At 61.0% G+C, this 24,889-nt stretch carries 19 protein-coding genes; 10 read left to right on the top strand and 9 right to left on the bottom strand.

What is annotated here, in order from left to right; translation table 11 throughout:
• Nucleotides 1-108 precede the first annotated feature (108 nt).
• From ACIPSK_RS19970 to ACIPSK_RS19925, 10 genes are all read left to right on the top strand, one after another.
• Entirely contained in the window at nucleotides 109-1,068 is a 960-nt protein-coding gene (locus ACIPSK_RS19970; RefSeq protein WP_162114946.1) for a glutathione S-transferase family protein, read from the top strand.
• A 143-nt stretch (nucleotides 1,069-1,211) separates the two neighbouring features.
• Nucleotides 1,212-2,054, top strand: coding sequence for a fumarylacetoacetate hydrolase family protein (locus ACIPSK_RS19965; RefSeq protein ID WP_162114945.1), 843 nt, complete (start codon nucleotides 1,212-1,214; stop codon nucleotides 2,052-2,054).
• A 204-nt stretch (nucleotides 2,055-2,258) separates the two neighbouring features.
• On the top strand, nucleotides 2,259-3,536 hold the full coding sequence (locus tag ACIPSK_RS19960) for a polyhydroxyalkanoate depolymerase (protein ID WP_162114944.1): 1,278 nt from the start codon (nucleotides 2,259-2,261) through the stop codon (nucleotides 3,534-3,536).
• 145 nt (nucleotides 3,537-3,681) lie between these two features.
• Nucleotides 3,682-4,116, top strand: coding sequence for a DUF2852 domain-containing protein (locus tag ACIPSK_RS19955; protein ID WP_017965993.1), 435 nt, complete (start codon nucleotides 3,682-3,684; stop codon nucleotides 4,114-4,116).
• Nucleotides 4,117-4,222: 106 nt separating this feature from the next.
• A complete protein-coding gene (locus ACIPSK_RS19950) occupies nucleotides 4,223-4,981 on the top strand; it encodes a M48 family metallopeptidase (RefSeq protein ID WP_162114943.1) in 759 nt (252 codons plus the stop codon).
• A 168-nt stretch (nucleotides 4,982-5,149) separates the two neighbouring features.
• Complete coding sequence (locus ACIPSK_RS19945; protein ID WP_017965991.1) at nucleotides 5,150-5,818, top strand: phosphoribosylanthranilate isomerase; 669 nt, start codon at nucleotides 5,150-5,152, stop codon at nucleotides 5,816-5,818.
• Between the two features lie 2 nt (nucleotides 5,819-5,820).
• A complete protein-coding gene (gene trpB, locus ACIPSK_RS19940) occupies nucleotides 5,821-7,041 on the top strand; it encodes a tryptophan synthase subunit beta (protein WP_017965990.1) in 1,221 nt (406 codons plus the stop codon).
• Nucleotides 7,042-7,044: 3 nt separating this feature from the next.
• The gene (gene trpA / locus ACIPSK_RS19935) at nucleotides 7,045-7,884 is read left to right on the top strand and encodes a tryptophan synthase subunit alpha (RefSeq protein WP_162114942.1); all 840 of its coding nucleotides are present in this window, start codon (nucleotides 7,045-7,047) and stop codon (nucleotides 7,882-7,884) included.
• 135 nt (nucleotides 7,885-8,019) lie between these two features.
• The gene (gene accD / locus ACIPSK_RS19930; protein WP_162114941.1) at nucleotides 8,020-8,925 is read left to right on the top strand and encodes an acetyl-CoA carboxylase, carboxyltransferase subunit beta; all 906 of its coding nucleotides are present in this window, start codon (nucleotides 8,020-8,022) and stop codon (nucleotides 8,923-8,925) included.
• Between the two features lie 27 nt (nucleotides 8,926-8,952).
• On the top strand, nucleotides 8,953-10,305 hold the full coding sequence (locus tag ACIPSK_RS19925) for a bifunctional folylpolyglutamate synthase/dihydrofolate synthase (RefSeq protein WP_210254142.1): 1,353 nt from the start codon (nucleotides 8,953-8,955) through the stop codon (nucleotides 10,303-10,305).
• A 72-nt stretch (nucleotides 10,306-10,377) separates the two neighbouring features.
• On the opposite strand, the gene trxA is transcribed toward ACIPSK_RS19925, so the two are convergent.
• From trxA to ACIPSK_RS19880, 9 genes are all read right to left on the bottom strand, one after another.
• Nucleotides 10,378-10,698 (bottom strand): thioredoxin, encoded by a 321-nt coding sequence (gene trxA, locus ACIPSK_RS19920; protein ID WP_003544118.1) that lies wholly within the window; start codon nucleotides 10,696-10,698, stop codon nucleotides 10,378-10,380.
• Nucleotides 10,699-10,773: 75 nt separating this feature from the next.
• Nucleotides 10,774-14,325 carry a double-strand break repair helicase AddA gene (gene addA / locus ACIPSK_RS19915; protein WP_162114940.1) on the bottom strand — a complete coding sequence of 1,184 codons (3,552 nt, stop codon included), beginning with the start codon at nucleotides 14,323-14,325 and terminating at the stop codon, nucleotides 10,774-10,776.
• Complete coding sequence (gene addB, locus ACIPSK_RS19910; RefSeq protein ID WP_162114939.1) at nucleotides 14,318-17,509, bottom strand: double-strand break repair protein AddB; 3,192 nt, start codon at nucleotides 17,507-17,509, stop codon at nucleotides 14,318-14,320. The genes addA and addB overlap by 8 nt, the downstream gene beginning before the upstream one ends.
• A gap of 3 nt (nucleotides 17,510-17,512) precedes the next feature.
• Nucleotides 17,513-18,244 carry a nucleotidyltransferase family protein gene (locus tag ACIPSK_RS19905; protein WP_162114938.1) on the bottom strand — a complete coding sequence of 244 codons (732 nt, stop codon included), beginning with the start codon at nucleotides 18,242-18,244 and terminating at the stop codon, nucleotides 17,513-17,515.
• Between the two features lie 13 nt (nucleotides 18,245-18,257).
• Complete coding sequence (gene tsaE / locus ACIPSK_RS19900) at nucleotides 18,258-19,775, bottom strand: tRNA (adenosine(37)-N6)-threonylcarbamoyltransferase complex ATPase subunit type 1 TsaE (protein ID WP_162114937.1); 1,518 nt, start codon at nucleotides 19,773-19,775, stop codon at nucleotides 18,258-18,260.
• Nucleotides 19,772-22,357 carry a sensor histidine kinase gene (locus tag ACIPSK_RS19895; protein WP_162114936.1) on the bottom strand — a complete coding sequence of 862 codons (2,586 nt, stop codon included), beginning with the start codon at nucleotides 22,355-22,357 and terminating at the stop codon, nucleotides 19,772-19,774. The genes tsaE and ACIPSK_RS19895 overlap by 4 nt, the downstream gene beginning before the upstream one ends.
• 203 nt (nucleotides 22,358-22,560) lie before the next feature.
• A complete protein-coding gene (gene ahcY / locus ACIPSK_RS19890; RefSeq protein WP_017965981.1) occupies nucleotides 22,561-23,961 on the bottom strand; it encodes an adenosylhomocysteinase in 1,401 nt (466 codons plus the stop codon).
• Nucleotides 23,962-24,118: 157 nt separating this feature from the next.
• Nucleotides 24,119-24,394, bottom strand: coding sequence for an HPr family phosphocarrier protein (locus ACIPSK_RS19885; RefSeq protein WP_003544133.1), 276 nt, complete (start codon nucleotides 24,392-24,394; stop codon nucleotides 24,119-24,121).
• Between the two features lie 9 nt (nucleotides 24,395-24,403).
• Complete coding sequence (locus ACIPSK_RS19880) at nucleotides 24,404-24,805, bottom strand: PTS sugar transporter subunit IIA (RefSeq protein WP_003544139.1); 402 nt, start codon at nucleotides 24,803-24,805, stop codon at nucleotides 24,404-24,406.
• Nucleotides 24,806-24,889: the final 84 nt, after the last annotated feature.

Genomic DNA, 24,889 nt, shown 5'->3' with positions numbered 1-24,889 from the left:
GCAGCATCGTTGCAGTTGGGGTGTACAGACTGTCTTCAAAAACGCGGCCTCACGCCGGCGTCGAAGCAGGGTAATGAACCATTTAGTCGATCGATCGGGGAGTTGCGCATGCTGGTGAACGGAAAGTGGACGGAAGACTGGCAGCCCGTTCAGGCAAAGGACGAAAAGGGCGGCTTCGTCCGCCAGACGTCGAGTTTCCGCAATTGGGTGACCCCGGATGGCAGCGCCGGGCCGACCGGCGAAACCGGCTTTGCAGCCAAGGCCGGCCGTTACCATCTCTACGTCGCCTATATCTGCCCCTGGGCCTCGCGCACCCTGATCGGCCGCAAGCTCAAGGGCCTGGAAGACGTCATCTCCGTCTCGGTCGTCGAACCGCTGCTGAGCAAGCAGGGCTGGCGCTTTGGTGATTATCCCGGCGCGACGGAGGATCACGTCAACGGCGCAACCTATATGCATGAAATCTATACCAGGGCAGCACCCGATTTCACCGGCCGGGCCACCGTGCCGGTTCTCTGGGACAAGCAGAGAAAGACCATCGTCAACAATGAATCCGCCGATATTCTGCGTATGCTGAACAGCGGCTTCGGCGGTCTGGCAAAAAATCCGATCGATCTTTACCCGGCGGAGAGGCGCGCCGAGATCGATGCTTTCAACGATCGCATCTATCCTGATCTCAACAACGGCGTCTATCGTGCCGGTTTCGCCACTACGCAGATCGCCTACGAAGAAGCCTTTGCCGATGTGTTTTCCTGCCTCGACTGGGTCGAGCAGCAGTTCGAGGGTCGGTCTTTTCTTTTCGCCGACCATCCCACCGAGAGCGATATCCGGCTTTTTGTAACGCTGGTCCGCTTCGACGTCGCCTATCACGGCATCTTTAAATGCAATCTGCGCCGGCTTTCCGATTATGCCAATCTGCGCGCCTTCTGCCGTCGCATGCTGGATTGGCCGGGCATCGGTGAAACGGTGAACCTCAATCACATCAAGCGCGGCTACTATTCGATCGAAAGCCTCAACCCGACGAAGATCATTCCTGTCGGCCCTGATCTGGCGGAAATTTTTAGAGTGTAATGGCGACGGGTACGGGCGATTTTCGGCAGAAAATCATCCGAATCGCCGAAAAGCCGTACCGCTTCGCGGCAAAGCCGTAATGACACCGATGAATAATTCGTTCATAGGTGGCTGCAAATCCGTTTTCGATGAGGAGGAATTCCATGAAGCTGATGCGTGTTGGCGAAGCGGGCAGTGAAAAACCCGCACTTCTCGATGCCGATGGCAAGATCCGTGATCTCTCCGGTCATGTCGCCGATATCGGCGGTGAAGCGATCACACCGGCAGGCCTTGCAAAGATTGCGGCCATCGATCCGAAGAGCCTTCCGGAAATCGCACCCGGCCGCATTGGCGCCTGCGTCGCGGGCACTGGCAAATTCATCTGCATCGGCTTGAATTATTCGGATCATGCTGCCGAAACCGGCGCGACCGTGCCGTCCGAGCCGATCATCTTCATGAAAGCAACATCCGCAATCGTCGGGCCGAACGACAATGTCGTCATTCCCCGCGGTTCGGAAAAGACCGATTGGGAAGTCGAACTCGGCGTCGTCATCGGCAAAACTGCCAAATATGTGACGGAAGCCGAAGCGCTGGATTATGTCGCCGGTTATTGCGTCTCCAACGACGTTTCCGAGCGCGCTTTCCAGACCGAGCGGTCCGGTCAATGGACCAAGGGCAAATCCTGCGACACCTTTGGCCCGATCGGCCCCTGGCTCGTAACCAAGGATGAAATTCCCGAACCGCAGAACCTCGGCATGTGGCTGACGGTCAACGGCCAGAAGATGCAGAACGGTTCATCGAAGACGATGGTTTACGGGGTTGCCTTCCTCGTCTCCTACCTCAGCCAGTTTATGTCGCTGCATCCCGGCGACGTGATCTCGACCGGTACGCCTCCGGGCGTCGGCATGGGCCTCAAGCCGCCGCGCTATCTCAAGAACGGCGACGTGGTCGAACTCGAAATCGAAGGTCTCGGCACGCAGAAACAGACTTTTGTAGCGGATCGTTAACGACGCTTCCTGTTGAGAAACTTAAGTTTTCAGGTCGATTGTGATGCCGGAGATCAATTCTCCGGCATTTCTTGTGTATGTCTGGTTCGCCAATGTTGCTGTGCAACAAAAACCTGTTAGGCTGCGCGACGTGCCCGCGTTACGAAAAGGTCCGATGCCTCTCAATCGGTGTCATCTTTTCGATAGAGAAAGGTGGCGCCTTCCATGTTTTATCAGCTTTATGAATTGAACCATGCCGCCATGGCGCCGTTTCGCGCCGCGGCCGATATCATGCGATTTGCCTATGCCAATCCGCTGAACCCCTTCTCCCACACGCCGTTCGGCCGGACGATGGCGGCAAGCCTCGAAATGTTCGAACGCACGACGCGCCGCTACGGCAAACCGGAATTCGGTCTGAAGCAGACGACGATCGGTGAAAAGACGGTTTCCGTCCGCGAAGAAGTCGTCTGGTCGCGACCCTTCTGCAATCTCCTGCATTTCGCCCGCAGTGTTCCAGCTGCCCGCGGCAATGATCCGCGCATTCTGATCGTCGCGCCGATGTCGGGCCACTATGCCACGCTGCTGCGCGGCACGGTCGAGGCGCTGCTGCCGAGCGCCGATATCTACATCACCGACTGGATCGACGCCCGCATGGTGCCGATGACGGAAGGCACGTTCGATTTCGATGATTATGTCGACTACGTCATCGAGATGCTGCATTTCCTCGGTCACGACACGCATGTCATCGCCGTCTGTCAGCCTTCCGTTCCGGTGCTGGCAGCTGCTGCGGTGATGGAGGAAGCCAGGGATCCGCTTTCGCCGGCGTCGATGACGCTGATGGGCGGCCCGATCGACACGCGCATCAACCCGACAGCGGTCAACAAGCTCGCCCAGGAGCGGTCGCTGCAGTGGTTCTCCGACAATGTCATCATGAACGTGCCCTGGCCGCAGCCGGGGTTCATGCGCCCTGTCTATCCAGGGTTTCTGCAGCTTTCGGGCTTCATGTCGATGAACCTTGATCGCCACCTCGTTGCGCACAAGGAATTCTTCATGCATCTCGTGAAGAACGACGGCGAGCCGGAAAGACATCGCGATTTCTACGACGAATATCTCGCCGTCATGGATCTGACCGCCGAATTCTATCTGCAGACGGTGGAGGAGGTCTTCATCAAGCATTCGCTGCCGAAGGGCGAACTGATGCATCGCGGCAAACGCGTCGATCCCGCGGCAATTCGCAATGTGGCGCTGCTGACCGTCGAAGGTGAGAATGACGATATCTCAGGGGTCGGCCAGACAATGGCGGCGCAGACCATCTGTGTGAACATTCCCGAAGACATGCGCATGCATTATCTTCAGCCGGATGTCGGCCATTATGGTGTTTTCAACGGCTCGCGCTTCCGCCGCGAGATCGCGCCGCGCATCATCGATTTCGTCCGCCAGCATGCCCGTTCTGCCGTCAAGCCTCCGCTCCCGCGTGTCATCAAGGGCGGCCGGGCGGGCTGAATCAGGGATAGCTGAATTAGCAAAACGGATTCAAGGTGTTGTCCGATTTCGCGGGCAATCGTCTTGAAGGCGGTTATTGCGGTAACCACATCGATTTCAGCGTTCGGTATTCTGCCGGGCGCGGAAAGCGAGGGATACCCGCACGATGAACCAGTCAGCATTGCTTCGACCGGATTGGACTCCGGCTACCATTGCCCTGATGATTCTCGGCTTCATGGTTTTCTGGCCTCTGGGTCTTGCCATGCTTGCCTACATCATCTTCGGCGACCGTCTGCGCGGCTTCAAGCGTGACGTCAACCAGGCGACCGATGGCTTCTTTGCCTCCTGCCGCCGCCCGCATGGCCGTCACCGCCCGCATTTTTCGACCGGCAACGTCGCCTTTGACGACTGGCGCAAGGCCGAACTCGACCGGATCGAGGAAGAGCGCCGCAAGCTTGACGAAATGCGCGAGGAATTCGACTCCTATCTGCGCGAACTCCGCCGCGCCAAGGATCAGGAAGAGTTCGACCGCTTCATGCGCGACCGCAGAAACGCCAAGCGCGACGACAACGGCCCGGTCGCTGAATACCAGACACCGTAAACGCCTGAACGACGAATTGATGACCGGCATCTCCCGATGCCGGTTTTTCCATGACTGCCCTTTCGCGATCATTTAGATTTGCCGGCGAATCGTATAGAAAACACACATGTTCTCGCTTCTGAAAACAAGGTCGAAGGCGCGAAAGCCGGCTCCCCCCGAAATGCGGACGCTCGACGTCGCCGGCCGGCTCATGCCGCTGACGATCAAGCAGCATGACCGGGCGACACGCATCACGCTGCGCATCGAACCGGGTGGCCGCGCCTTGAAGATGACGGTTCCGAAAGGCCTTGCGGCGCGTGAGGTCAATGCCTTCCTCGATCGTCATCAGGGGTGGCTGCTCACCAAGCTTGCCAAGTTTTCGACCGATGCCGGCCTGCGTGACGGCGGCGAGATCCTCCTTCGCGGCGTTTCCCATCGCATCCAGCATAGCGGCAGCTTGCGCGGGCTGACGGAGGCGGTTTCCATGGACGGCAGGCCGGTGCTGCGCGTCAGCGGCATGCCGGAACATTTCGGACGGCGCATTGCGGCCTTTCTCAAGAAAGAGGCGCGTGCCGACCTCGCAAGATTGGCGACGATGCATGCCGCAACGATCCGGGCGCCGATCCGCTCGATCTCGATGAAGGATACCCGCAGCCGCTGGGGCTCGTGTTCGTCGGAAGGAAATCTGAGCTTTTCCTGGCGTATCGTCATGGCGCCGCCTTCGGTGATCGATTATCTCGCTGCCCATGAGGTCGCCCACCTCAAGGAAATGAACCACGGTCCGCGCTTCTGGGCGCTCTGTGGCAAACTTTGCCCGGGCATGGACGAGGCGAAATCCTGGCTCAAGCGGCATGGCAGCCAGTTGCATGCCATTGATTTCGACTAGCGCATAACCCCGAAAATCGGGATCGATCTTTCGGAAAGGATTATGCGCAGATTTAAAGTGCCAGAGCGTCCGTTGGACGCGCGGCGCTCCAGCCGAGAGCCGCGCTAAATTCAATGTTCCGTCGCAAATTGGCTCGACTCTTTCCGCATTTCGTGTCACTTCGCTGCCATGAGACCGGATATCAAGATCTGTGGCTTGAAGACGCCTGAGGCTGTTGATCGCGCGCTGAAGCGCGGCGCGACCCATATCGGTTTTATCTTCTTCGAAAAGAGCCCACGCTACATCGAGCCGGACCTGGCGGCAAAACTGGCCGAACCGGCGCGTGGCAAGGCCAAAATCGTCGCCGTCGTCGTCGATCCGACCAATGACGAACTCGATGAGATCGTATCGTTGTTGAAGCCGGATATGCTCCAGCTTCACGGCAATGAGAGCCCCGAACATGTGCTGACGATAAAGGCGCTCTATGGTCTGCCCGTGATGAAGGCCTTTTCGGTACGCACGGCAGACGACCTGAAGCGCGTCGAGGCCTATATCGGCATCGCCGACCGTTTCCTCTTCGACGCCAAAGCGCCGAAGGGTTCGGAACTGCCTGGCGGCAACGGTATTTCCTTTGATTGGAGCCTTCTCGGCTGGCTTGACGGCAGCGTCGACTACATGCTTTCCGGCGGACTGAACAAGGACAATGTCGCGGAAGCGCTTTTCATCACCAAGGCACCGGGTATCGACGTCTCCTCGGGAGTCGAAACTGCGCCTGGCGTGAAGAGCGTCGCGAAGATCGATGAATTTTTTGACGCGGTCGAAAAGGCGAATGCGCCTGTCATGGCCTCAGGGAGTTGAGAGTGAACGAGACGCCTAAACCCAATTCCTTCCGTTCCGGCCCCGATGAAGATGGCCGTTTCGGCATTTATGGCGGTCGTTTCGTTGCCGAAACGCTGATGCCGCTGATCCTCGACCTGCAGGACGAATGGAACAGGGCAAAGATCGATCCGGAATTCCAGGCCGAATTGAAGCATCTCGGCACGCATTATATCGGCCGCCCGAGCCCGCTCTATTTCGCCGAGCGGCTGACGGCCGAACTCGGTGGCGCCAAGATCTATTTCAAGCGCGAAGAGCTGAACCACACCGGCTCGCACAAGATCAACAACTGCATCGGCCAGATCCTGCTTGCCAAGCGCATGGGCAAGACCCGCATCATCGCCGAAACCGGTGCCGGCCAGCACGGCGTCGCCTCCGCGACCGTGGCCGCCCGCTTTGGCCTTCCCTGCGTCGTCTATATGGGCGCCACCGACGTCGAGCGTCAGGCGCCGAACGTTTTCCGCATGAAGCTGCTCGGCGCGGAAGTCAAACCGGTCACGGCAGGCAGCGGCACGCTGAAGGACGCCATGAACGAGGCGCTTCGCGACTGGGTCACCAATGTCGAGGATACCTATTACCTGATCGGAACGGCAGCCGGGCCGCATCCCTATCCGGAGATGGTCCGCGATTTCCAGTCGGTGATCGGCATCGAAGCGAAGGAGCAGATGCTGGCGGCCGAAGGCCGCCTTCCGGATCTCGTCATCGCTGCCGTTGGCGGCGGCTCGAACGCCATCGGCATTTTCCATCCTTTCCTGGATGATCCCTCTGTCAAGATGGTCGGCGTCGAAGCCGGCGGCAAGGGTCTACAGGGCGACGAACATTGCGCCTCGATCACCGCCGGTTCGCCGGGCGTGTTGCACGGCAACCGCACCTACCTGCTGCAGGACGGCGACGGTCAGATCAAGGAAGGCCATTCGATTTCGGCCGGTCTTGATTATCCCGGCATCGGCCCCGAACATTCCTGGCTGAACGATACCGGCCGCGTCGACTATGTGCCGATCATGGATCACGAAGCGCTCGAGGCTTTCCAGATGCTGACCCGCCTCGAAGGCATCATCCCGGCGCTCGAGCCATCGCATGCGATTGCCGAGGTGATCAAACGCGCACCGACGATGGGCAAGGACGAGATCATCCTGATGAACCTCTCCGGCCGCGGCGACAAGGATATCTTCACCGTCGGCAAGATTCTGGGAATGGGACTGTAAGACATGACCGCACGCATGGACAAACGCTTTGCCGAGCTGAAGGCCGAAGGCCGTCCGGCGCTTGTGACCTATTTCATGGGCGGCGATCCTGACTACGACACCTCGCTCGGCATCATGAAGGCGCTGCCGGAAGCGGGCTCCGACATCATCGAACTCGGCATGCCCTTTTCCGACCCGATGGCCGACGGCCCAGCGATCCAGCTCGCCGGCCAGCGGGCGCTCAAAGGCGGCCAGACGCTGAAGAAGACGCTGCAGCTGGCAGCCGATTTCCGCAAGACCAACGATGCGACGCCGGTCGTGATGATGGGTTACTACAACCCGATCTATATTTACGGCGTCGAGAAATTCCTCGACGACGCGCTCGTCGCCGGTATCGACGGCCTGATCGTCGTCGATCTGCCGCCGGAGATGGATGACGAACTCTGCATTCCGGCGATCCGCAAAGGCATCAATTTCATCCGGCTGGCGACGCCGACGACGGATGAGAAGCGCCTACCGAAGGTACTGAAGAACACATCCGGCTTCGTCTACTACGTCTCGATGAACGGCATCACTGGTTCGGCGTTGCCCGATCCGTCGCTGGTGTCGGGCGCGGTCCAGCGCATCAAGCAGCATACCAAGCTGCCCGTCTGCGTCGGCTTCGGCGTCAAGACGGCGGAACATGCAAAGGTCATCGGCGGTTCCGCCGACGGCGTCGTCGTCGGCACCGCGATCGTCAATCAGGTCGCGACCAGCTTGACGCATGACGGAAAGGCAACGGCGGACACCGTTCAGGCGGTTGCCACGCTGGTGCGCGGCCTTTCCACGGGAACACGTTCGGCGCGCCTTGTTGCTGCCGAATAGTTTGCCCACATTGGCAATAAAGCATGTCGCGCAAAAGCGTGCAGCGGTTTTGCGGCAACGATATGCGGGAAACCAGAACCTACGGCGTGGCAGCGAAAGAACGCGACGCGCTTTAGACTATCAGGAGTATTCGAGTTGAACTGGATCACCAACTACGTTCGCCCGCGGATCAATTCCATGCTGGGCCGTCGCGAAGTGCCGGAGAACCTCTGGATCAAGTGCCCGGAAACGGGCGAGATGGTCTTCCACAAGGACCTGGAAGGCAACAAATGGGTCATTCCGGCGTCCGGTTATCATATGAAGATGCCGGCCAAGGCCCGCCTGACCGATCTTTTCGACAATGGCGAGTTCGAATCGCTGCCGCAGCCGAAGGTCGCGCAGGATCCGCTGAAGTTCCGCGATTCGAAGAAATATAGCGATCGCTTGCGCGACAGCCGCCTGAAGACCGAACAGGAGGATACGATCCTTGCCGGCGTCGGAAAGGTGCAGGGACTGAAACTCGTGGCCGTCGTGCACGAATTCAACTTTATCGGCGGTTCGCTCGGCATGGCCGCCGGCGAGGCGATCGTCAAGGCTTTCGAGCGTGCGACATCTGAAAAGTGCCCGCTGGTGATGTTCCCCGCTTCCGGCGGTGCGCGCATGCAGGAAGGCATCCTGTCGCTGATGCAGCTGCCGCGCACGACGGTTGCCGTCGACATGCTGAAGGAATCCGGGCAGCCCTATATCGTCGTGCTGACCAACCCGACGACCGGTGGCGTCACGGCCTCCTATGCCATGCTTGGCGATATTCACCTGGCTGAGCCCGGCGCCGAAATCGGCTTTGCCGGCAAACGTGTGATCGAACAGACGCTGCGTGAAAAACTGCCCGAAGGCTTCCAGACCGCCGAATATCTGCTGGAGCATGGTATGGTCGATATGGTCGTCAAACGTCACGATATTCCGGAAACGCTGGCGCGCCTCTTGAAGATCCTGACGAAGAAGCCTGTTACTGCGGCGAACGACATGAATAGCGGCGCGATTGCTCTGGCGGCGAGCGCCTGATAACCGACAAGCAGGCGGGGTGCCGAATTGATACCCAGAGGCCAAACCGCGGTGAGCGAGGCAGCACAGGAGATCGACAAGCTCATGGGATTGCATCCCAAGGGCTTTGATCTGTCTCTCGATCGCATCACCCGTCTTCTCGATATGCTCGGCAATCCGCACAGGAAACTGCCGCCGGTGATCCATGTCGCCGGCACCAACGGCAAGGGGTCGGTCACCGCCTTCTGCCGCGCTTTGCTCGAAGCCGGCGGCTACAGCGCTCATGTCCACACCTCGCCGCATCTCGTCAATTGGCACGAACGGTACCGCATCGGTGTCAAGGGCGGACGCGGACAGCTTGTCGACGACGCTGTCTTTGCCGAGGCCGTGCGTCGGGTAGCCGATGCCAATGCAGGACAGCACATCACCGTCTTTGAAATCCTGACGGCGGTTACTTTCATCCTGTTTTCCGAACATCCGGCCGATGCCGCGATCATCGAAGTCGGTCTCGGCGGCCGCTTCGACGCCACCAATGTCATCTCCGATCCGGCCGTCTCGGTGATCATGCCGATCTCGCTGGATCACCAGCCTTATCTCGGCGACAGGGTCGAGTTGATCGCGGCCGAAAAGGCCGGCATCATGAAGCCGGGCTTTCCCGTTGTCATCGGTCATCAGGATTATGACGCAGCACTTGACGTACTGATGTCGACGGCCGAACGGCTGCATTGCCCGAGCGCCGTCTTCGGGCAGGATTTCATGGCGCATGAGGAATATGGCCGGCTTGTTTACCAGGACGAGTTCGGTCTTGCCGACCTGCCGCTGCCGCGCCTTCCTGGCCGGCATCAATATGCCAATGCCGCCGCCGCCATTCGCGCCGTCAAGGCGGCGGGAATCATCGTCACCGAAACGATGATGGAAAAAGCGATGAGTTCGGTCGAATGGCCGGGCCGGCTGCAGCGTCTGAGCGAGGGCCGGCTGCTGTCGCATGCGCCCGCCGGCGCCGAGATCTGGATCGATGGCGGACATAATCCGGGGGCCGGCGAAGTGATCGCCGAAGCCATGGCCAATTTCGAGGAGCGCCAGTCTCGGCCGCTTTTCCTGGTTACCGGCATGATCAATACGAAGGATCCGGTCGGCTATTTCAAGGCCTTTACCGGCTTGGTCGAGAAGGTTTTCTGCGTGCCGATCCGCGGCAGCGAAGCGATGATCGACCCGGTGATATTGTCGAATGCCGCTTATGATGCCGGTCTGGTTGCCGAACCGATGTCGACGGTCGGCGATGCACTGGAAGCGATAAAAGCCGTCGTCGATCCGGAGGCATTGCCGCCGCGCATCCTGGTTGGCGGCTCTCTCTATCTTGTCGGCGACGTGCTTGCCGACAACGGCACGCCCCCGAAATGAAGGCTGCAAAATGAAAAAGCCCGGTCGAAGCCGGGCTTTTTCGTCAATGTGCTATGAATTAAGCGATATCAATCAGGCAGCGCTCGAAATCCAGTTGGAAAGAGCGGTCTTCGGCTTTGCGCCGACCGAGATATCGGCAACTTCGCCGCCCTTGAAGATTGCAAGGGTCGGAATGGAGCGCACGCCGAACTGCGCGGCGAGTTCCGGGTTCTCATCGATATTCAGCTTGGCGACCTTGACCTTGCCTTCCATCTCGACGGCGATTTCTTCGAGGCTCGGAGCAATCATCTTGCACGGGCCGCACCATTCGGCCCAGAAATCGACGACGACGGGTTCTGCGGATTCCAGAACTTCCGACTGGAAGTTATTGATATCGACTTTCACGGTAGCCACGGGCTGCTCCTTTAACGGAATTGGGTGTTGAACCACATGTGATGGTGCGGTGCCGAATTTTCAATGTCCGGTATTTCACTTTGTCTTGACCGCTGCAAGCGCCAAACCGAGCGCCTCTTCGCTCAACGTGAAGAGCGAGGCGTTCTCGGTATAGACAAGCATGCAGTCGATGGACTTATCGGGATAGAGCGGCGCCAGGATCTCCCGATAGATCGCCAGCTGCGCCCGGTGTGCGAAGGGGATGGCTTCCTCTGTCGCCGGCGGCACCCGATCGGTCTTGTAGTCGAGAATGACGACGCGATCGGCAAGAACGGCAAGCCGGTCGATGCGGCCGGAGACGGCATAGCGCCGGTCTTCGAGCGTCAATGTTCCCATGATCGAGACCTCTGGCTGGGCCTGCGCACCGAGGACGGACTGAAGACCTTCCTCGTCCAATAGTTTCAGAACCGAATCGACAAGCTTGCGCCGTTCGGCTTCCGGCCAGAATCGAGCCGCTCGTTCAGCATAACGGCTCGCCGCATCAGGTCGTTCACCAGGTGGAATTTCGGGAAGCGCCTGCAGCATGCGATGGATCAGCCTGCCTTTCTCCAGTGAACGATCGCTGCGCTCCTTCTCGCCGAACAGCGGCGAAACGACCAGCAGGCCGCCTTCGTCTTCATCTATGATCGTCCCGGCGCCGGAGGGGCTGAGCGGCCGCGGCAGCTCAGCCTGCGGCGGCAATGGCCGCAAAAGGCCATCCGGCAAGGTCTCCTCGCTGCCGCGCTCCTCGCTGCGGTCGATACGCTCGAAGCTTCGTTCCACCCGCGGCACGCGCCATTTGATGCCCGGCCATTCCCCATCGGGACCGGAGAACGTGGTCGCCTCCACATGCGGATGGTCGTCGCGCAGCGCCGTCGAAATCATCATATGCCAGGTGTCATTGTTCACACGTCCGCCACGATAGCCGCAGACGACCAGCCGGTCGGCCGCGCGCGTCATGGCGACATAGAGCAACCGGCGATATTCCTCTTCCGCCAGCATCTGGATACGCGTCGCATCGTCCTGGGTCAGCGAGTTGGCGAGATCGGAGACAGGGACCCAGACGGGCATCGGCGGCTCGTCGGGACCGGTCTCGAGCAGGCGAAGCTTCGGCAGATGCGTATGCGTAAAGGCCTTCGAACCGCCGTCGACGAGGAAAACGATCGGCGCTTCAAGACCCTTGGAGGCATGCACCGTCATGATGCGCACCTCGTTGCGTCCCTTGTCCTGCTCGCGTTTCACTACGGGCGCCTCGAGCTCCAGCGTCGAGATGAAGGATTGCAGCCCGGGAAGACCGGAGCTTTCGTGGTCGAGTGTGAAGGTCAAGAATTCGTCGAGAATATCGCTGACTTCGGTGCCGAGACGGGCAAGGAATTGCCGCCGACCGCCATGACTGCCCAGCACACGCGCATAGAAATCATGAACCGACAGGCGCCTGGACTGCCGGAGAAACAGCTCCAGCCTCTCGACGGCTGCACGGAAACGTTCGGTGCCGTCGGCGGCGAAGCTTTTCAGATGGCTCCAAACGCTCTCATTGTCGCTGCGTAGCGCGGCAACCGCAAAGATGTCGTCCTCGGAGAGATCGAAAAGCGGGCTCTTGAGCACGGCGGCGAGCGAAAGGTCGTCTTCCGGCAGAAGCAGGAAACGGCCGAGCGCCAGCAGATCCTGCACGGCGATATGGCTGGTCAGCACCAGCCTGTCCGCGCCGGCGACCGGAATATCGCCGCGGCGTTTCAACGCCCTTGTCAACGCATTGACGAAGGCGTCGCGCTTGCGCACCAGCACCAGGATGTCGCCGGCCTCGATCAGGCGTTCCTTGCCTTTTTCGACGATCGTCTCGCGGCCAACAAGCGTGCCGATCGAATGGGCGATCCGCCGCGCGAGGATTGCGGCCGGCGCGCTTTCCGGCGTCGCGTCGAAGGGCGCCGTCCAGTCTTCTTCCTTCACCACCGCTTCCGGCGCAACCATCTCCCAGAGATCGACGGCGCCGGGATGTCCGATGCGGCTGGAGCGATGCACGACCGGTTCGCCAAGCGCGCTGAGGCCGCGCGCGTTCTCGGGCGCCTTGAAAATATGGTCGACGGCCTCGAGCACATCGGCGGTCGAACGGAACGACAGCGGTAGCCGCACGGAGGAAAAGCTCTGCCCGCTATCAGAAACTCGCCGCCGCGTTCGGGCGCTTTCCTCGGAAAAACGCTCTGGCCGCGCGCCCTGGAAAGAATAGATCGACTGCTTTTCGTCGCCGACGGCAAAGAGCGTGCGCACGATCGGCCGGGCACTTTCGCCGGAGAAGAAATCCTCGGCGAGCGACTGGATGACACTCCACTGGATCGGGCTGGTATCCTGCGCCTCGTCGACGAGGATATGGTCGATGCCGCGATCGAGCTTGTAGTGGATCCAGGGACTGACGCCACTTTTCATGAGCAGGTCGGCGGTGCGGGTGATCAGATCCTCGAAATCGAGTTGGCTGCGCTGCTTCTTCAACTCCTCATAGTCGTGGTTCAGCCGATCGGCGAGCACGAGTGCTGCCTGCGTGGCGCCGTACATCCGCATCAGTTTCAACCGGTCGCGGCTTGCTGCGACATGCGCGCGGGCAATGGCGATGGCGTCCGCCAGCTGCGGTGCCTCGGCAAGCATGGCCTTGACGAAGAATTGCGAGTCCGCCTTGGGCTCGCCCTTCATTGTCAGAAAGATTTTCTCGAGGAATTCAGCGCGCCTTGCGTCATCGCGCTCCCGCTCGGTGAGCCTGAGGCCGTAGGCAACCTCTTGCGCCTTCGTGCCACCCTTCTGGTCGGCCAACGAGAGATAAAGCTCCAGCGTGCCGCCCGAAAGCCCCGGCAAAGGCCAATATTGCGCCGCGATCCGGCTTTCCGTGTCGCCGGCGGCAAGGCCAAGCCTTTTGCGCAGGACCTTCTCCACACCGCCCTGCTGTTCGGCCGTCGCGGTAAAACGACGAATGGCGTTGCGGTTGGCAACGATGTCGCCGAGCAGGTTTTCCAGTCCGGATTCGTCGCCGAGGTTGAGCACGTAGGTGAATGCCTCGGCAAGGGTGCTGTCTCCCTCCGGCGCGGTTGCTGTCAGCAGCGCCCGGCGCGCATCGGAAAGCAGCGCCACCGCCGCGCGATCGTCGAGAACCGAGAAATGCCCGGCAACGTTGGCCTCCAGCGGGAACTGATGCAGAAGCGCTTCGCAAAAGGCATGAATCGTCTGGATCTTCAATCCGCCGGGCGTCTCCAGCGCCTTGGCAAACAACCGGCGGGCCTCGGCAAGCTTCAGTCCGTCGGGAGCCGTACCCTCGATCTGCGCGATCCGCCGGCTAAGCTCTTCATCATCGAGCACCACCCACTCCGCCAGCCGTTCGAAAACGCGGTTCGACATCTCGGAGGCCGCAGCCTTGGTATAGGTGAGGCATAAAATGGCGGAAGGCCGCGCGCCCGCAAGCAGCAGCCGGATAACGCGCTGTGTCAGCACATGCGTCTTGCCGGACCCGGCATTGGCCGAGACCCATGCCGAACGCAACGGATCGGAGGCAATCGCCTGCTGAATTGTCGTCCAGCCGATCCAGGCACCCGGATCGTCGTCGTTGGGCAGGGCGGTCACATCACTCATCACCGCCCTCTTCGGTTTCGGCCGTCGACCATTCGGAGACGCGGGCGAGATGATCGTAGGCGCCGCCGAAATCGAATTGCTGGGCCGGGATCAGCCGAGAGGTGAAGCCTCTTTCGTTGGATTGCAGCAATCCGACGAACTTGACCAGCTGATCGATCGATTCGGCGGCGAGATCCATCGCCGATTTCGCTTTGTCGCTGCGGGCCGAGCTCTCGTTGTTGACGGTATCGACCTGGAAGCGGCTCCCGGGTCGCAGACGCACATAGAGAAGGTCCTGCGGCACGAGGCTGCCGGCATCGCGGAAGGCGCCGGCGTTCAGGGCTGCGGCCTCTAGAGCGAGCTGCGGATCGAGAAGCACGCGTGCCTGCGCCGGCGACGGATTGTAGCCGGTCTTGTAGTCGATGATGTCTGCCGAGTTTGGTCCTGTCATGTCAATCCGGTCTGCGACGCCAGTGAGCCGGATATTGATCGACTCCAGCTCCATGCCGCCCCGTACTTCCGTCAGCGTTTTCAGGATGCCATGTCGTCGTCCGGACTCCCATTCGAGGAAGGCGCGGGCCACTTCGCGAAAGCGCGGTCGCCACACGGCATCGATATGCGGCGGCAGTTTTTCCATGTCGAAAAGCTCGGAAAGGATACGCTCCACCGCCGCTGCCGCATCAGGCGTCCCGGCGATGTGAGCCTCGCGGATGAAGCGGTCGACGATCTTGTGGTAGAGCGTTCCGCGTTCGGCCGCTCCTGGATCGCGGTTGAACGCATCGACCGGGTCAAGCCGCAGGACACGGCGGGCATAGATGGCATAGGGATCACGGCGCAGCCGGCCGACTTCGCTGAAGGAATAGGATTTCGGCTGCAGTGCGAGCGGCGGTTTCGGCGAGGGTCGTTGCGCCGGCGCTTGGGCCTCGCCCCGATCGATGAGCGCGGCCCATTGGAGAAACCGGTTGCCGCGACCCCTCAATTCCGCTTCGAACGCTTCTCCGCCGAGCGCCAGCAGCCGCTGCAGCCAACGCGAGGCGACGGTCGGCGTCGAGCCCTGGCGCAGCGCACGCGAATAGATCAGATGGCGGGTGCCGTTCGCCGTCTCGAAATCATGCGCCAGTTGGCCGATGCGCCGTTCCGGTGGCTCGAGGCCGATCTCCGTCTTCATCATGCGCGGAATGAAGGGATTATTGGCGGTCTGCCCCGGCCATGTGCCCTCGTTCAGTCCGCCGAGGATCAGCGTATCGACGCTCTGCAGGCGGGCTTCCAGCGTGCCGAAGATGAAAAGCCTGGGATGGCTGAGCGCCCGTGGCTTCACCGCATGACCGGCGGCAAGGGCTGCCATGATGTCGATCCATTGCGGTCCGTCGGCCTCCATCTGGCCGTCCGTATCGATCACTTCACCGAGCAGGGTGGCGAGGGCATCTCCCGCTTCGTTCGACCAGAGATCGGCGAGATTGCCTTGCGGATCGACCGCGACCGCTTCAAGCGAACGGCCGGTGCGCTCTGCCCATTCGGACAATGTGAAGCGCACTGTTCTTCCGCGATCTTCCGGCCGGTGCCGGATCAGCGCCGAAGCCAGAGGCTCGGTCGCTTGTGCGACCCGGCGGGCAAGGTCGTATGCGGCGTCGGCGGCATCGGGCGAAAGCGCTTTTCGCCATTGCGGCGCGTGCCTGTCGAGGGCCTGTTCGGCAAGTTGGTGCGTGAGCAGCGGTTCGAGCGTACTGATATCCACCTCTGCCACGCCGCCGCGCAGTGCCAGCAGCTCGAGCGCCTCGGTAGCGGAAATCAATGCACCGCGCTCGAGGCCGAAGCGGGCAAGCGGATGTTTGAGCAGCGAGATGATCGCCACCGGATCGCCCGGTCGCAGCGCTGCCTCCAGCAGCAATTGCAGCAAGGTGCCCTGCGGCATGGCCGAAAGCGGTGTGCCCGCCGAATCATCGGCGAGGATGCCGAAACGGGAAAGCTCGGCCATCACCCGCCGCGCGAGATTGCGGTCCGGAGTGATGAGTGCTGCCCGGCTCTCGCCGTCCTGTCCCGGCCTCTCCAGTGCAAGCCGGAGTGCGATGGCAATCGCGGTGGCTTCCTCGCGCTCATTGGCGGCTTCGATTAGCGAGATATCAGAGAAGGCCGAAGTCAGTGCGCCGGCCGGCAGATCGCTCTTCCACGCCCCCCAGTCGCTGGTCGCCTCCGCCGGGGCAAGGGCCCGCGACAGGATTTCGGCGCGCCGGTCAAGATCAGCGTCCGGTCTGTCGAGAAGGGTGACATCGGCGCGTGTCAGCTTCAGCCGCTTGAGCAGCACCGACAGGCCATATTGGGGATGGCTCCGGCTTGCGGGATTGGCGTGTTGGCCGGGCGCCGGTTCCGGCGCAACCATCTGCCAGTGCCTTTCGGGCATGGAGAGATCGAGACCTGGAAGCACGATCACACCTTCCGGCAGATAGGCGACGGCGGCGATGAGATCGGCGGTGGCGGGAACGGAACCCGTCGAACCGGCGATGATGATCGGCCCGGCGGGTTTCGTTGCTGAAAGCCGGCTCGCCTCGGCCCGGAGAATGGCGTTTCTGTGCCGCGCCGGCGAGGATTTTCCGAGTTCGGACAGCCGCTCCGGCCAGAAGGCGCTGGCGATCTGCAGGAACTCCGCCGTCAGCTGCCACCAGGCGGCATAATCGCCGGTATCGAGTTTCGACAGCTCCGACCAGTCGAGATCCTCGGTCTCGATGGAATCGATCAACTCGGCAAGGTTGCGGGCGAGCCAGATCGCATCCGCCGGGCTTGCCGGCGCGACGAGCGGCGAGTCCGAGTGGATGTGGCGAACGATCTCCGGCAGCTTGTTCCGCCAGGCAAGGATCAGGCGCGCAAGCTCCAGCAGACGGGCGGTATTCGACAGCGGCTGAGCGAGATCGATCGTTGCCGGCAGCGCCTCGTCGAAATAGCCGCTATCGTCATCGGTTTCGCCGAGAGGACGGATCACCGGCAGGATCGCCGAGCGGCCGCCGAGCAGATCGACGAATTCGGACCGCAGCACACGCACGGCGCGCCGGGTCGGCAGGTAGATCGTCACTTTGGCAAGCGATAGCGGATCATCGACGTCGTGCCGGAAAAACGGCGTCAATCGGCCGTCGCAAAGCGTCGTCGCCAGCGTTTTCAGGAAAGAGAGACCTGCCGGGATCGTCAGGATGCGTGGCTGGTGCCGCTCCGCCATGGCTCACGCAAACGTCCGCAATCGCCGGATCGTTTCCTCCGCCTCGCCGATCGCATCGGGCGTTCCCACAGTCAGCCAGTGGCCTTCGAGCATGACGCCGAAAAGCCGTCCGCGCGTGATCGCCTTGTCGAAATAGATATTGAGGTTGAAAGCATCCTTCGGTGCATCGTCGAGCAACGACGGGTTCATGACGATCGCTCCGGCATAGACGACGGGATTGGACGGATCGTCGCGATAACGCGTCAGCCGGCCATCGGCTGCGAGACTGAAGTCGTTCTTGCCGTTGTGACCCGTCGTATCCTCGATCCCAACGCAAAGCAGCGCCATATCCATGCGGCCGGCATCGAAGAAGCCGGCTAAGCGTTGCAGGTTCGTCGGCCGGCCTGGCTGTTCGCCGATCCAGAAGAGATCGGCATTCATGACGAAGATATTGTCGCGGTCAAGCAGCCTCAGCCCCTTCGCCAAGCCGCCGCCGGAATTCATCAGCGCGTCCCGCTCGTCTGATATGACGATGTCGAGGCCGTGATAATTCCCGAGATGTTCGAGCATCTGGTCGGCGTGGTGGTGAACGTTGACGACGGCGCGTTCGATGCCGGCCGCCACCAGGCAATCCAGCGCGTAGTCGATCATCGGCTTGCCGTCGATCTTCACCAGCGGCTTCGGGATCGTGTCGGTGATCGGGCGCATGCGGGTTCCGAGACCCGCGGCCAGTACCATGGCTTGTCTGATGGTCATTCTGATCCGAAACTTATGATTCGCTCTGGCCTATTCCAGCCCTTGCGCACCAATCGCGCAAGGGGGCAAGCGTTTCATGCTCAAGCGCGACGTTCAGATAGGAAAGCGTGCGCGGCATATGTTTCAGATAGCCCGGCTTGCCGTCGCGCTGCAACAGGCGCACCCAGAGGCCGGCAAGCTTGCAGTTGCGCTGCGCCGACATGATCGCCCAGGCCTTCATGAACGCGGCTTCGTCGAAACCGCGCTCCGCGCGGCGAAGCGTCAGATAATCGTCCATCAGCTGCCGGAAGAGATCCGGCTCGATCGTCACACGCGCATCCTGGACGATCGAGGCAAGGTCATAGGCCGTGGGACCGATCATCGCGTCCTGGAAATCGATCAGGCCGATCTTGCGAACACCGCTTTCATGTTCGCGCCAGATGATATTCGGCGAGTGGAAGTCGCGCAGCAGCAGGTTCTTCTCGGCCGTAGCAAGCTCGTCGATGAGCGCATCCCAGATCGCCAGATATTCCGTCCGTTCTGTTTCCATTGCAGGAGCGCCTTGGCGCTTCCATGGCAGGTGCCAGTCGAGCACCAACTGCACCTCCATCTTCATCGCCGTGCGGTCGAAATCAGGAATATGGTGGATATGGCTCTTTCCAACCGGGATGTCCTGCGGAAATTTCAAGGCGTGCAGCCTGGCCAAGCAGGCAACGCTTTCGCGATAGCGTTCGATAATAGGCCGTCCCTGGGCATCCAGCACGCCCTCGCTGCCGAGATCTTCGATCAGCAGGATACCCTTGTTATAATCCACCTTGTAGACTTCGGGCGCCGCAAAACCGTCCTTGCGCAGCGCATCGGCGATCGCCACGAAGGGATAGGCGTTTTCGGCAAGATGAGCGACTTTGGGATAGGGTTTGCCGTCGAAAACCGGCGGGCCTTCAGCAAGCGGCGGCCAGTCCATCAGGATGATGCGTCGGTTCCCAGGTTGCGGATAGATCGCCTCATAGGCGCGCAGCGACGCATCGCCGGTCAGAAATCGGCGTTTCGCTGCGGGGTAACCGGCGGTATCGAGGAACTCCCGGATCGCCAGGACCCGGCGGATGCGTGAATTTTGCGCGCCAGCGGCTTCGATCGTCGCCCGCCGGCCGCTGCCTTCATGCGCCAGCGTCAGGGTGATGCGCTCCGCGGGCAGCTCGCTCTCCGCCATCTCAGGCCATTCGACGAGACAGATACCGTTCTGGAGGGCCTCGTCGAAGCCGAGTTCCGTCAGTTCGGCAGGGTCGCCGAGCCGGTAGAGATCGAAATGCGAAACGGGGATGCGCAGATCGTAGGATTGTACCAGCGTGAAGGTCGGGCTCGGGACTTCAAGCCCCTCGTCATCGGCCATGGCCCGCAGGATCGCCCGAGCGAGCGAGGATTTCCCTGCGCCGAGATCGCCGGAAAGGGCGAGGCAATCGCCGGCTTTCAAGGCCAGCGCCAAGTCCTCGCCGAGGCGGATGGTAGCCGCTTCGTCCTTCAGGAACAGCGAAATCGTATCATTGGTCGTCATTCGGCAGCGGCGGAATGCGGTACATTGACCGAGGGGATACGGCAGACGACCGTCGTGCCCTTGCCCGGCTCGCTGTCGATCGTCACGTCGCCATGATGCAGACTGACAAAGCTGTCGACGATTGAGAGGCCGAGGCCGGCGCCGCCGCGCTTGCCGCTTTTCGCCCCCGTGGCAAAACGGTCGAAGACGGTGGCGATCATGTCAGGTGAGATGCCGGGGCCGCGATCGCTGACGGAGAAAACGAAATCCGTGCCTTCGCGATGGCATTCCAGCGAGATCGAAGTGCCCTCGGGCGAGAAATTCGCCGCATTGGAAAGAAGCTTCAGCAGGATCTGCTTCAGCCGCTGCGGATCGGCAACGATCGAGCCGAGATAGGCGGGTGCCGTGATTTCAAGCGCAACGCCGCTTTCGTGGAGACGATCGGCGATCTGCATCGAGACGTCGTCGAGCAGATCGTTGAGATCGATATCCGCATAATTGAGGCGCATGATGCCGGCATCGACGGTCGCAAGATCGAGAATATCGTTGACGAGCGTCAAGAGAACCGAGGACGAGGTCGAGATATGGTCGATATATTCGGCCTGCCGTTCGGTGAGCGGCCCGACGCCCGGCGTGCGCAAGAGATCGGTGAAGCCGATAATGTTGGTCAGTGGCGAACGCAGTTCATAGGAAACATGCTGAACGAAATCGTTCTTCAGCTCGTCGGCCTTGCGCAACGCTTCGTTCTTCTCGGTCAGCGCGCGCTCGGCACGCACACTGTCGGTCATGTTGACGAAGGTCAGCATAGTCTGGGCGTTCGGCAGCGGAATGACGGCGTAGTCGAGCACGAGGCCGGAGAAGAGTTCCAGCGTTCCCTGACCCGAGCGGCGTTCGTCGTCGAAGCTGGTGATCAGTTCCGCGAAGGTCTTCCAGCCATCCGGCCGGTCATAGGACGGGGTGCAGGCCTCGCCCAGCGCGCGGATATGGGTGCCGGGCTTGGCTTCGGTTTCGGTGATCCCCCAGAGCGCGCGGAAGGCCGGGTTGGAAAGTCGGATGCGCCCGTCCGGGCCGAACACCGCCACACCTTCGGAAAGATGGTCGATCGTTTCGCCCTGCACCTTGACCAGCGTGTTGTAGCGCGTTTCAAGATCGACCTGCTCGGTCAGATTTTCGAACACCCACGTGGCGCCACCCTGCGGATGCGCGGTCGCAAAGACCCGCAGCGTCTGCCCGTTCGGCAGGTGCCAGAGATCCGTTTGCGTGTCGAGCGCGCGATAGACGGAAAGGGCTGATTCCTTCCAGCTTTTCCAGTTGAGTTGGTCCGGCAACTTCTTGGCTGCGCGCAGCCGCTCGAGCAGCTCGCTATTGTCCGGTCGGCCTTCGAGGAAGGCGATATCAAGCTCCCAGAGTGCGACGAAGGCCTGGTTGTAGAATTGCAGCCGGCGGTCGCCGTCGAAGATGGCGACGGGCGTGGCGAGATGATCGAGCGTTTCGGCATGACTCTTCAGCGTCCGTTCCAGCTCGGCGCGCACCGCCTCTATGTCGGACACGTCGATGGCGATGCCGGCCGAGCCGCCGGGAACCCTGACGTCGACGACGTCGAAGAATGTGCGGTTGCCGTGGACGACCGTCGAGATCTTGTCGTGGAAGGGCGATTCCGGCGTCGTCGTGGCGCGAATGCGTTCGCGCGCCACGGTCGTCAGCATCTCACGGCCTTCATTGATCGCCTGCTGCGGCGATCGCGCCTCGACAGCCTCGCCATAGGCCTGGTTGACCCAGGTGAGGCGGCCCGCCGGGTCGCGCTGCCAGGCCGGCATGTCGATCGCGTCCAGCATGGTCTGGAAGGCCGAGATGGAGGTCATCAGCCGGTCGCGCTCAATCCTGAGCTCGGCGAGCTCGGCGCGCAGATTGTTGAGCGCCACGAAACGGACAAAGGCGCGCCCGCCGGAAACCCGGCCCTGCGCCTCGAGGATTTCGTCGCGGATGGTTTCGACCACCATGTCGAAGCTCTGCGCCTCGTCGCGCAGCCGGTCGATCGCCTTTTCCAGCTCGGAAGCCGAGCGTGATTTCAGCCACAGGCCGAAGGCCAGGAATTCGCCGTCTTGCGGCGCGCCGGTTTCAGGCGGAAGCTGGCCGAGCAGTTCGGGACGCGCATTGCCGTCCCAGATGACGATCCGCCGGTTTTTGTCGGCGATCAGAGCCTGGTATTGCGAAATGCGCTGCTGGGCATCGGAGAGCGCCGAGCGGATTTCCCGGCTCTCGTTTTCGAGGTTGCCACGCTGACGCACGAGCCACAGCGTAGACAGCAGTGCTGCCGATATGACGCCGATGACAACGGAAACACCGATCACTTGCGAGGATGTGAAGAGGTGAGCCGTGGCCGCCGCCTGCTGCTCCGCCTGTGCCAGAGCCGGCCGCGCCAGCGCGGCGAGCGCCGTGCCGGCCGCGCAGCCTTTCAGGAAGCGCGCCAATGGTCCGTGCTCTTGCTGTACGGCCTCGTGTGCCGTTGCAGATTTATATCCTTGACCAGCCATGAGCGGGCGGCGATCGGCGCAAGCGCCATCATCCGCCTGACCGGGCAGGCTGCTTTTTACTTCCGACATCCGCGGTATGTCTCCGTCCTTCAATGTGCCGCATTACGACAAGACATCCCATTTTCGCGACGGCCGGACAGGGTCCGGCGCCACGAATCAAGTCTTAAAACAATACTTCGGAAGGGAATCGGCGGGAAGGGAGCGCCCAAAAAATAAGCCGCGGCATTTGTCAATGCCGCGGCTTCTACATCTTGTGGATATTAACTATCGGATCAATATCTGTAGTGGTCGGACTTGAACGGGCCCTTCGGCGAGACGCCGATATAGGCAGCCTGTTCCGCGGAAAGCTCGGTCAGCTTCACGCCGAGCTTGTCGAGATGCAGGCGTGCGACCTTTTCATCGAGATGCTTCGGCAGGATATAGACCTGGTTGGAATACTGGTCGGGCTTGGTGAAGAGCTCGATCTGCGCCAGCGTCTGGTTGGTGAACGAAGCCGACATCACGAAGGACGGATGGCCGGTGGCGTTGCCGAGGTTGAGCAGGCGGCCCTCGGAAAGAAGAATGATGCGGTTGCCCTTGGGGAATTCGATCAGGTCGACCTGCGGCTTGACGTTGGTCCATTTGAGATTGCGCAATGCTGCGACTTCGATTTCGTTGTCGAAGTGACCGATATTGCCGACGATCGCCATATCCTTCATCGCGCGCATGTGGTCGATGCGGATGACGTCCTTGTTGCCGGTCGTGGTGATGAAGATATCGGCCGAGGAAACGACGTCCTCGAGCAGGACGACTTCATAGCCGTCCATCGCAGCCTGCAATGCGCAGATCGGATCGGCTTCGGTCACCTTGACGCGGGCGCCAGCGCCGGAGAGCGAAGCGGCAGAACCCTTGCCGACGTCGCCATAGCCGCAGACGACGGCAACCTTGCCGGCCATCATGACGTCGGTGCCGCGGCGGATGCCGTCGACCAGCGATTCCTTGCAGCCATATTTGTTGTCGAACTTCGACTTGGTGACCGAGTCGTTGACGTTGATCGCCGGGAAGGGCAGCAGGCCCTTCTGGCTAAGCTGGTAAAGGCGGTTGACGCCGGTCGTCGTTTCTTCGGTGACGCCCTTGATCGCATCGCGCTGTTTGGTGAACCAGCCAGGCGAAGCGGCAAGGCGCTTCTTGATCTGCGCGAAGAGGATTTCCTCCTCTTCGGAATGCGGATGAGACAGCACGTCCTCGCCGGCTTCGGCGCGGGCGCCAAGCAGGATGTACATGGTGGCGTCGCCGCCGTCATCGAGGATCATGTTGGAAAGGCCGCCGTCAGCCCACTGGAAGATCTTGTCGGTGTAGACCCAGTAATCTTGGAGCGACTCGCCCTTGATGGCGAAGACAGGCACGCCGGAAGCGGCGATCGCGGCAGCGGCATGATCCTGCGTCGAGAAGATGTTGCACGAGGCCCAGCGGACTTCGGCGCCGAGCGCGACCAGCGTTTCGATGAGCACGGCCGTCTGGATGGTCATGTGCAGCGAGCCGGTGATGCGCGCGCCCTTCAACGGCTTTGTCTGGCCGAATTCGGTGCGGCAGGACATCAGCCCCGGCATTTCGGTTTCGGCGATCGTAATTTCCTTGCGGCCGAAATCCGCAAGCCCGATATCGGCGACGACATAATCTTTTTCAGTGCTCATAGAGGCCTCCAGGCTGAAAAACGTCTCAAAATTGGCGCAGGCGCGAAGGATGACCCACGTGCAAGCGCACGGCATGTCCGCCGTTTAGCAGGCTTCGCCGGTGATGGCAATAAGGATATAAAGAAGTCTTTATATGTTTATATGAACTCGTCGGAGCTCACATCTCCTCGCCGAACCTGTTCTGGATCAGCTGATCCAGCGCCTCCAGCGCTTCCTCGGCCTGGCTGCCGCTCGCCGAGACGACGACGCTCGAGCCGGGGCTTGCCGCAAGCATCATCAGCCCCATGATGGAGGTGCCGCCGACCGTCATTCCGTCCTTGGAAACGGTTATGGCGGCATCGAAGGTCTCGACCATCTGCACGAATTTGGCGGAAGCGCGCGCGTGAAGTCCGCGCTTGTTGATGATAAGGAGTTCCCGGGAGAGCGATGTCATGAATGCCCGTTATTTTCCGCTGAGCACGCGGCTCGCGACATTGATATATTTCCGCCCGGCTTCGGAGGCCTCCACCAGCGCCTTCTCCATGTTGTTCTCGCCGCGCACCCCGGCAAGCTTGATCAACATCGGCAGGTTGACGCCGGCAATGACTTCGGTATGGCCGCTGCTCATGACCGATATGGCAAGATTGGACGGCGTGCCGCCGAACATGTCGGTCAGGATGACGACGCCGTGGCCATCATCGGCACCGGAAACGGCTTCCAGAATGTCCTGCCGTCTCTGGTCCATGTCGTCTTCGGGGCCAATGCAGACCGTCTCGATGAATTTCTGAGGACCGACGACGTGCTCGACAGCATGACGAAACTCTTCAGCCAGCTTGCCATGAGTGACAAGCACAAGTCCGATCATGATATTACTGCTCCCATATACAAACGGTGGCCCCAATATCGCAATGCAGCAATTACGTCCACCGGTGGGGGCACATCTTGGCTA

The organism is Rhizobium sp. LARHSG275 (genome assembly GCF_052871115.1).
The sequence above is the reverse complement of the archived record's forward strand: the minus strand, read 5'-3'. Positions and strand labels throughout refer to the sequence as shown.

Coding starts and splice junctions, on each gene's coding strand:
- addB (WP_162114939.1), bottom strand. CDS start 17,509: ATGGCGGAGCGGCACCAGCCACGCATCCTGACGATCCCGGCAGGTCTC.
- trpA (WP_162114942.1), top strand. CDS start 7,045: ATGACCGCACGCATGGACAAACGCTTTGCCGAGCTGAAGGCCGAAGGC.
- ACIPSK_RS19905 (WP_162114938.1), bottom strand. CDS start 18,244: ATGACCATCAGACAAGCCATGGTACTGGCCGCGGGTCTCGGAACCCGC.
- ACIPSK_RS19955 (WP_017965993.1), top strand. CDS start 3,682: ATGAACCAGTCAGCATTGCTTCGACCGGATTGGACTCCGGCTACCATT.
- ACIPSK_RS19965 (WP_162114945.1), top strand. CDS start 1,212: ATGAAGCTGATGCGTGTTGGCGAAGCGGGCAGTGAAAAACCCGCACTT.
- ACIPSK_RS19885 (WP_003544133.1), bottom strand. CDS start 24,394: ATGACATCGCTCTCCCGGGAACTCCTTATCATCAACAAGCGCGGACTT.
- ACIPSK_RS19970 (WP_162114946.1), top strand. CDS start 109: ATGCTGGTGAACGGAAAGTGGACGGAAGACTGGCAGCCCGTTCAGGCA.
- addA (WP_162114940.1), bottom strand. CDS start 14,325: ATGAGTGATGTGACCGCCCTGCCCAACGACGACGATCCGGGTGCCTGG.
- ACIPSK_RS19895 (WP_162114936.1), bottom strand. CDS start 22,357: ATGTCGGAAGTAAAAAGCAGCCTGCCCGGTCAGGCGGATGATGGCGCT.
- ahcY (WP_017965981.1), bottom strand. CDS start 23,961: ATGAGCACTGAAAAAGATTATGTCGTCGCCGATATCGGGCTTGCGGAT.
- ACIPSK_RS19945 (WP_017965991.1), top strand. CDS start 5,150: ATGAGACCGGATATCAAGATCTGTGGCTTGAAGACGCCTGAGGCTGTT.
- ACIPSK_RS19880 (WP_003544139.1), bottom strand. CDS start 24,805: ATGATCGGACTTGTGCTTGTCACTCATGGCAAGCTGGCTGAAGAGTTT.
- tsaE (WP_162114937.1), bottom strand. CDS start 19,775: ATGACGACCAATGATACGATTTCGCTGTTCCTGAAGGACGAAGCGGCT.
- ACIPSK_RS19950 (WP_162114943.1), top strand. CDS start 4,223: ATGTTCTCGCTTCTGAAAACAAGGTCGAAGGCGCGAAAGCCGGCTCCC.
- ACIPSK_RS19960 (WP_162114944.1), top strand. CDS start 2,259: ATGTTTTATCAGCTTTATGAATTGAACCATGCCGCCATGGCGCCGTTT.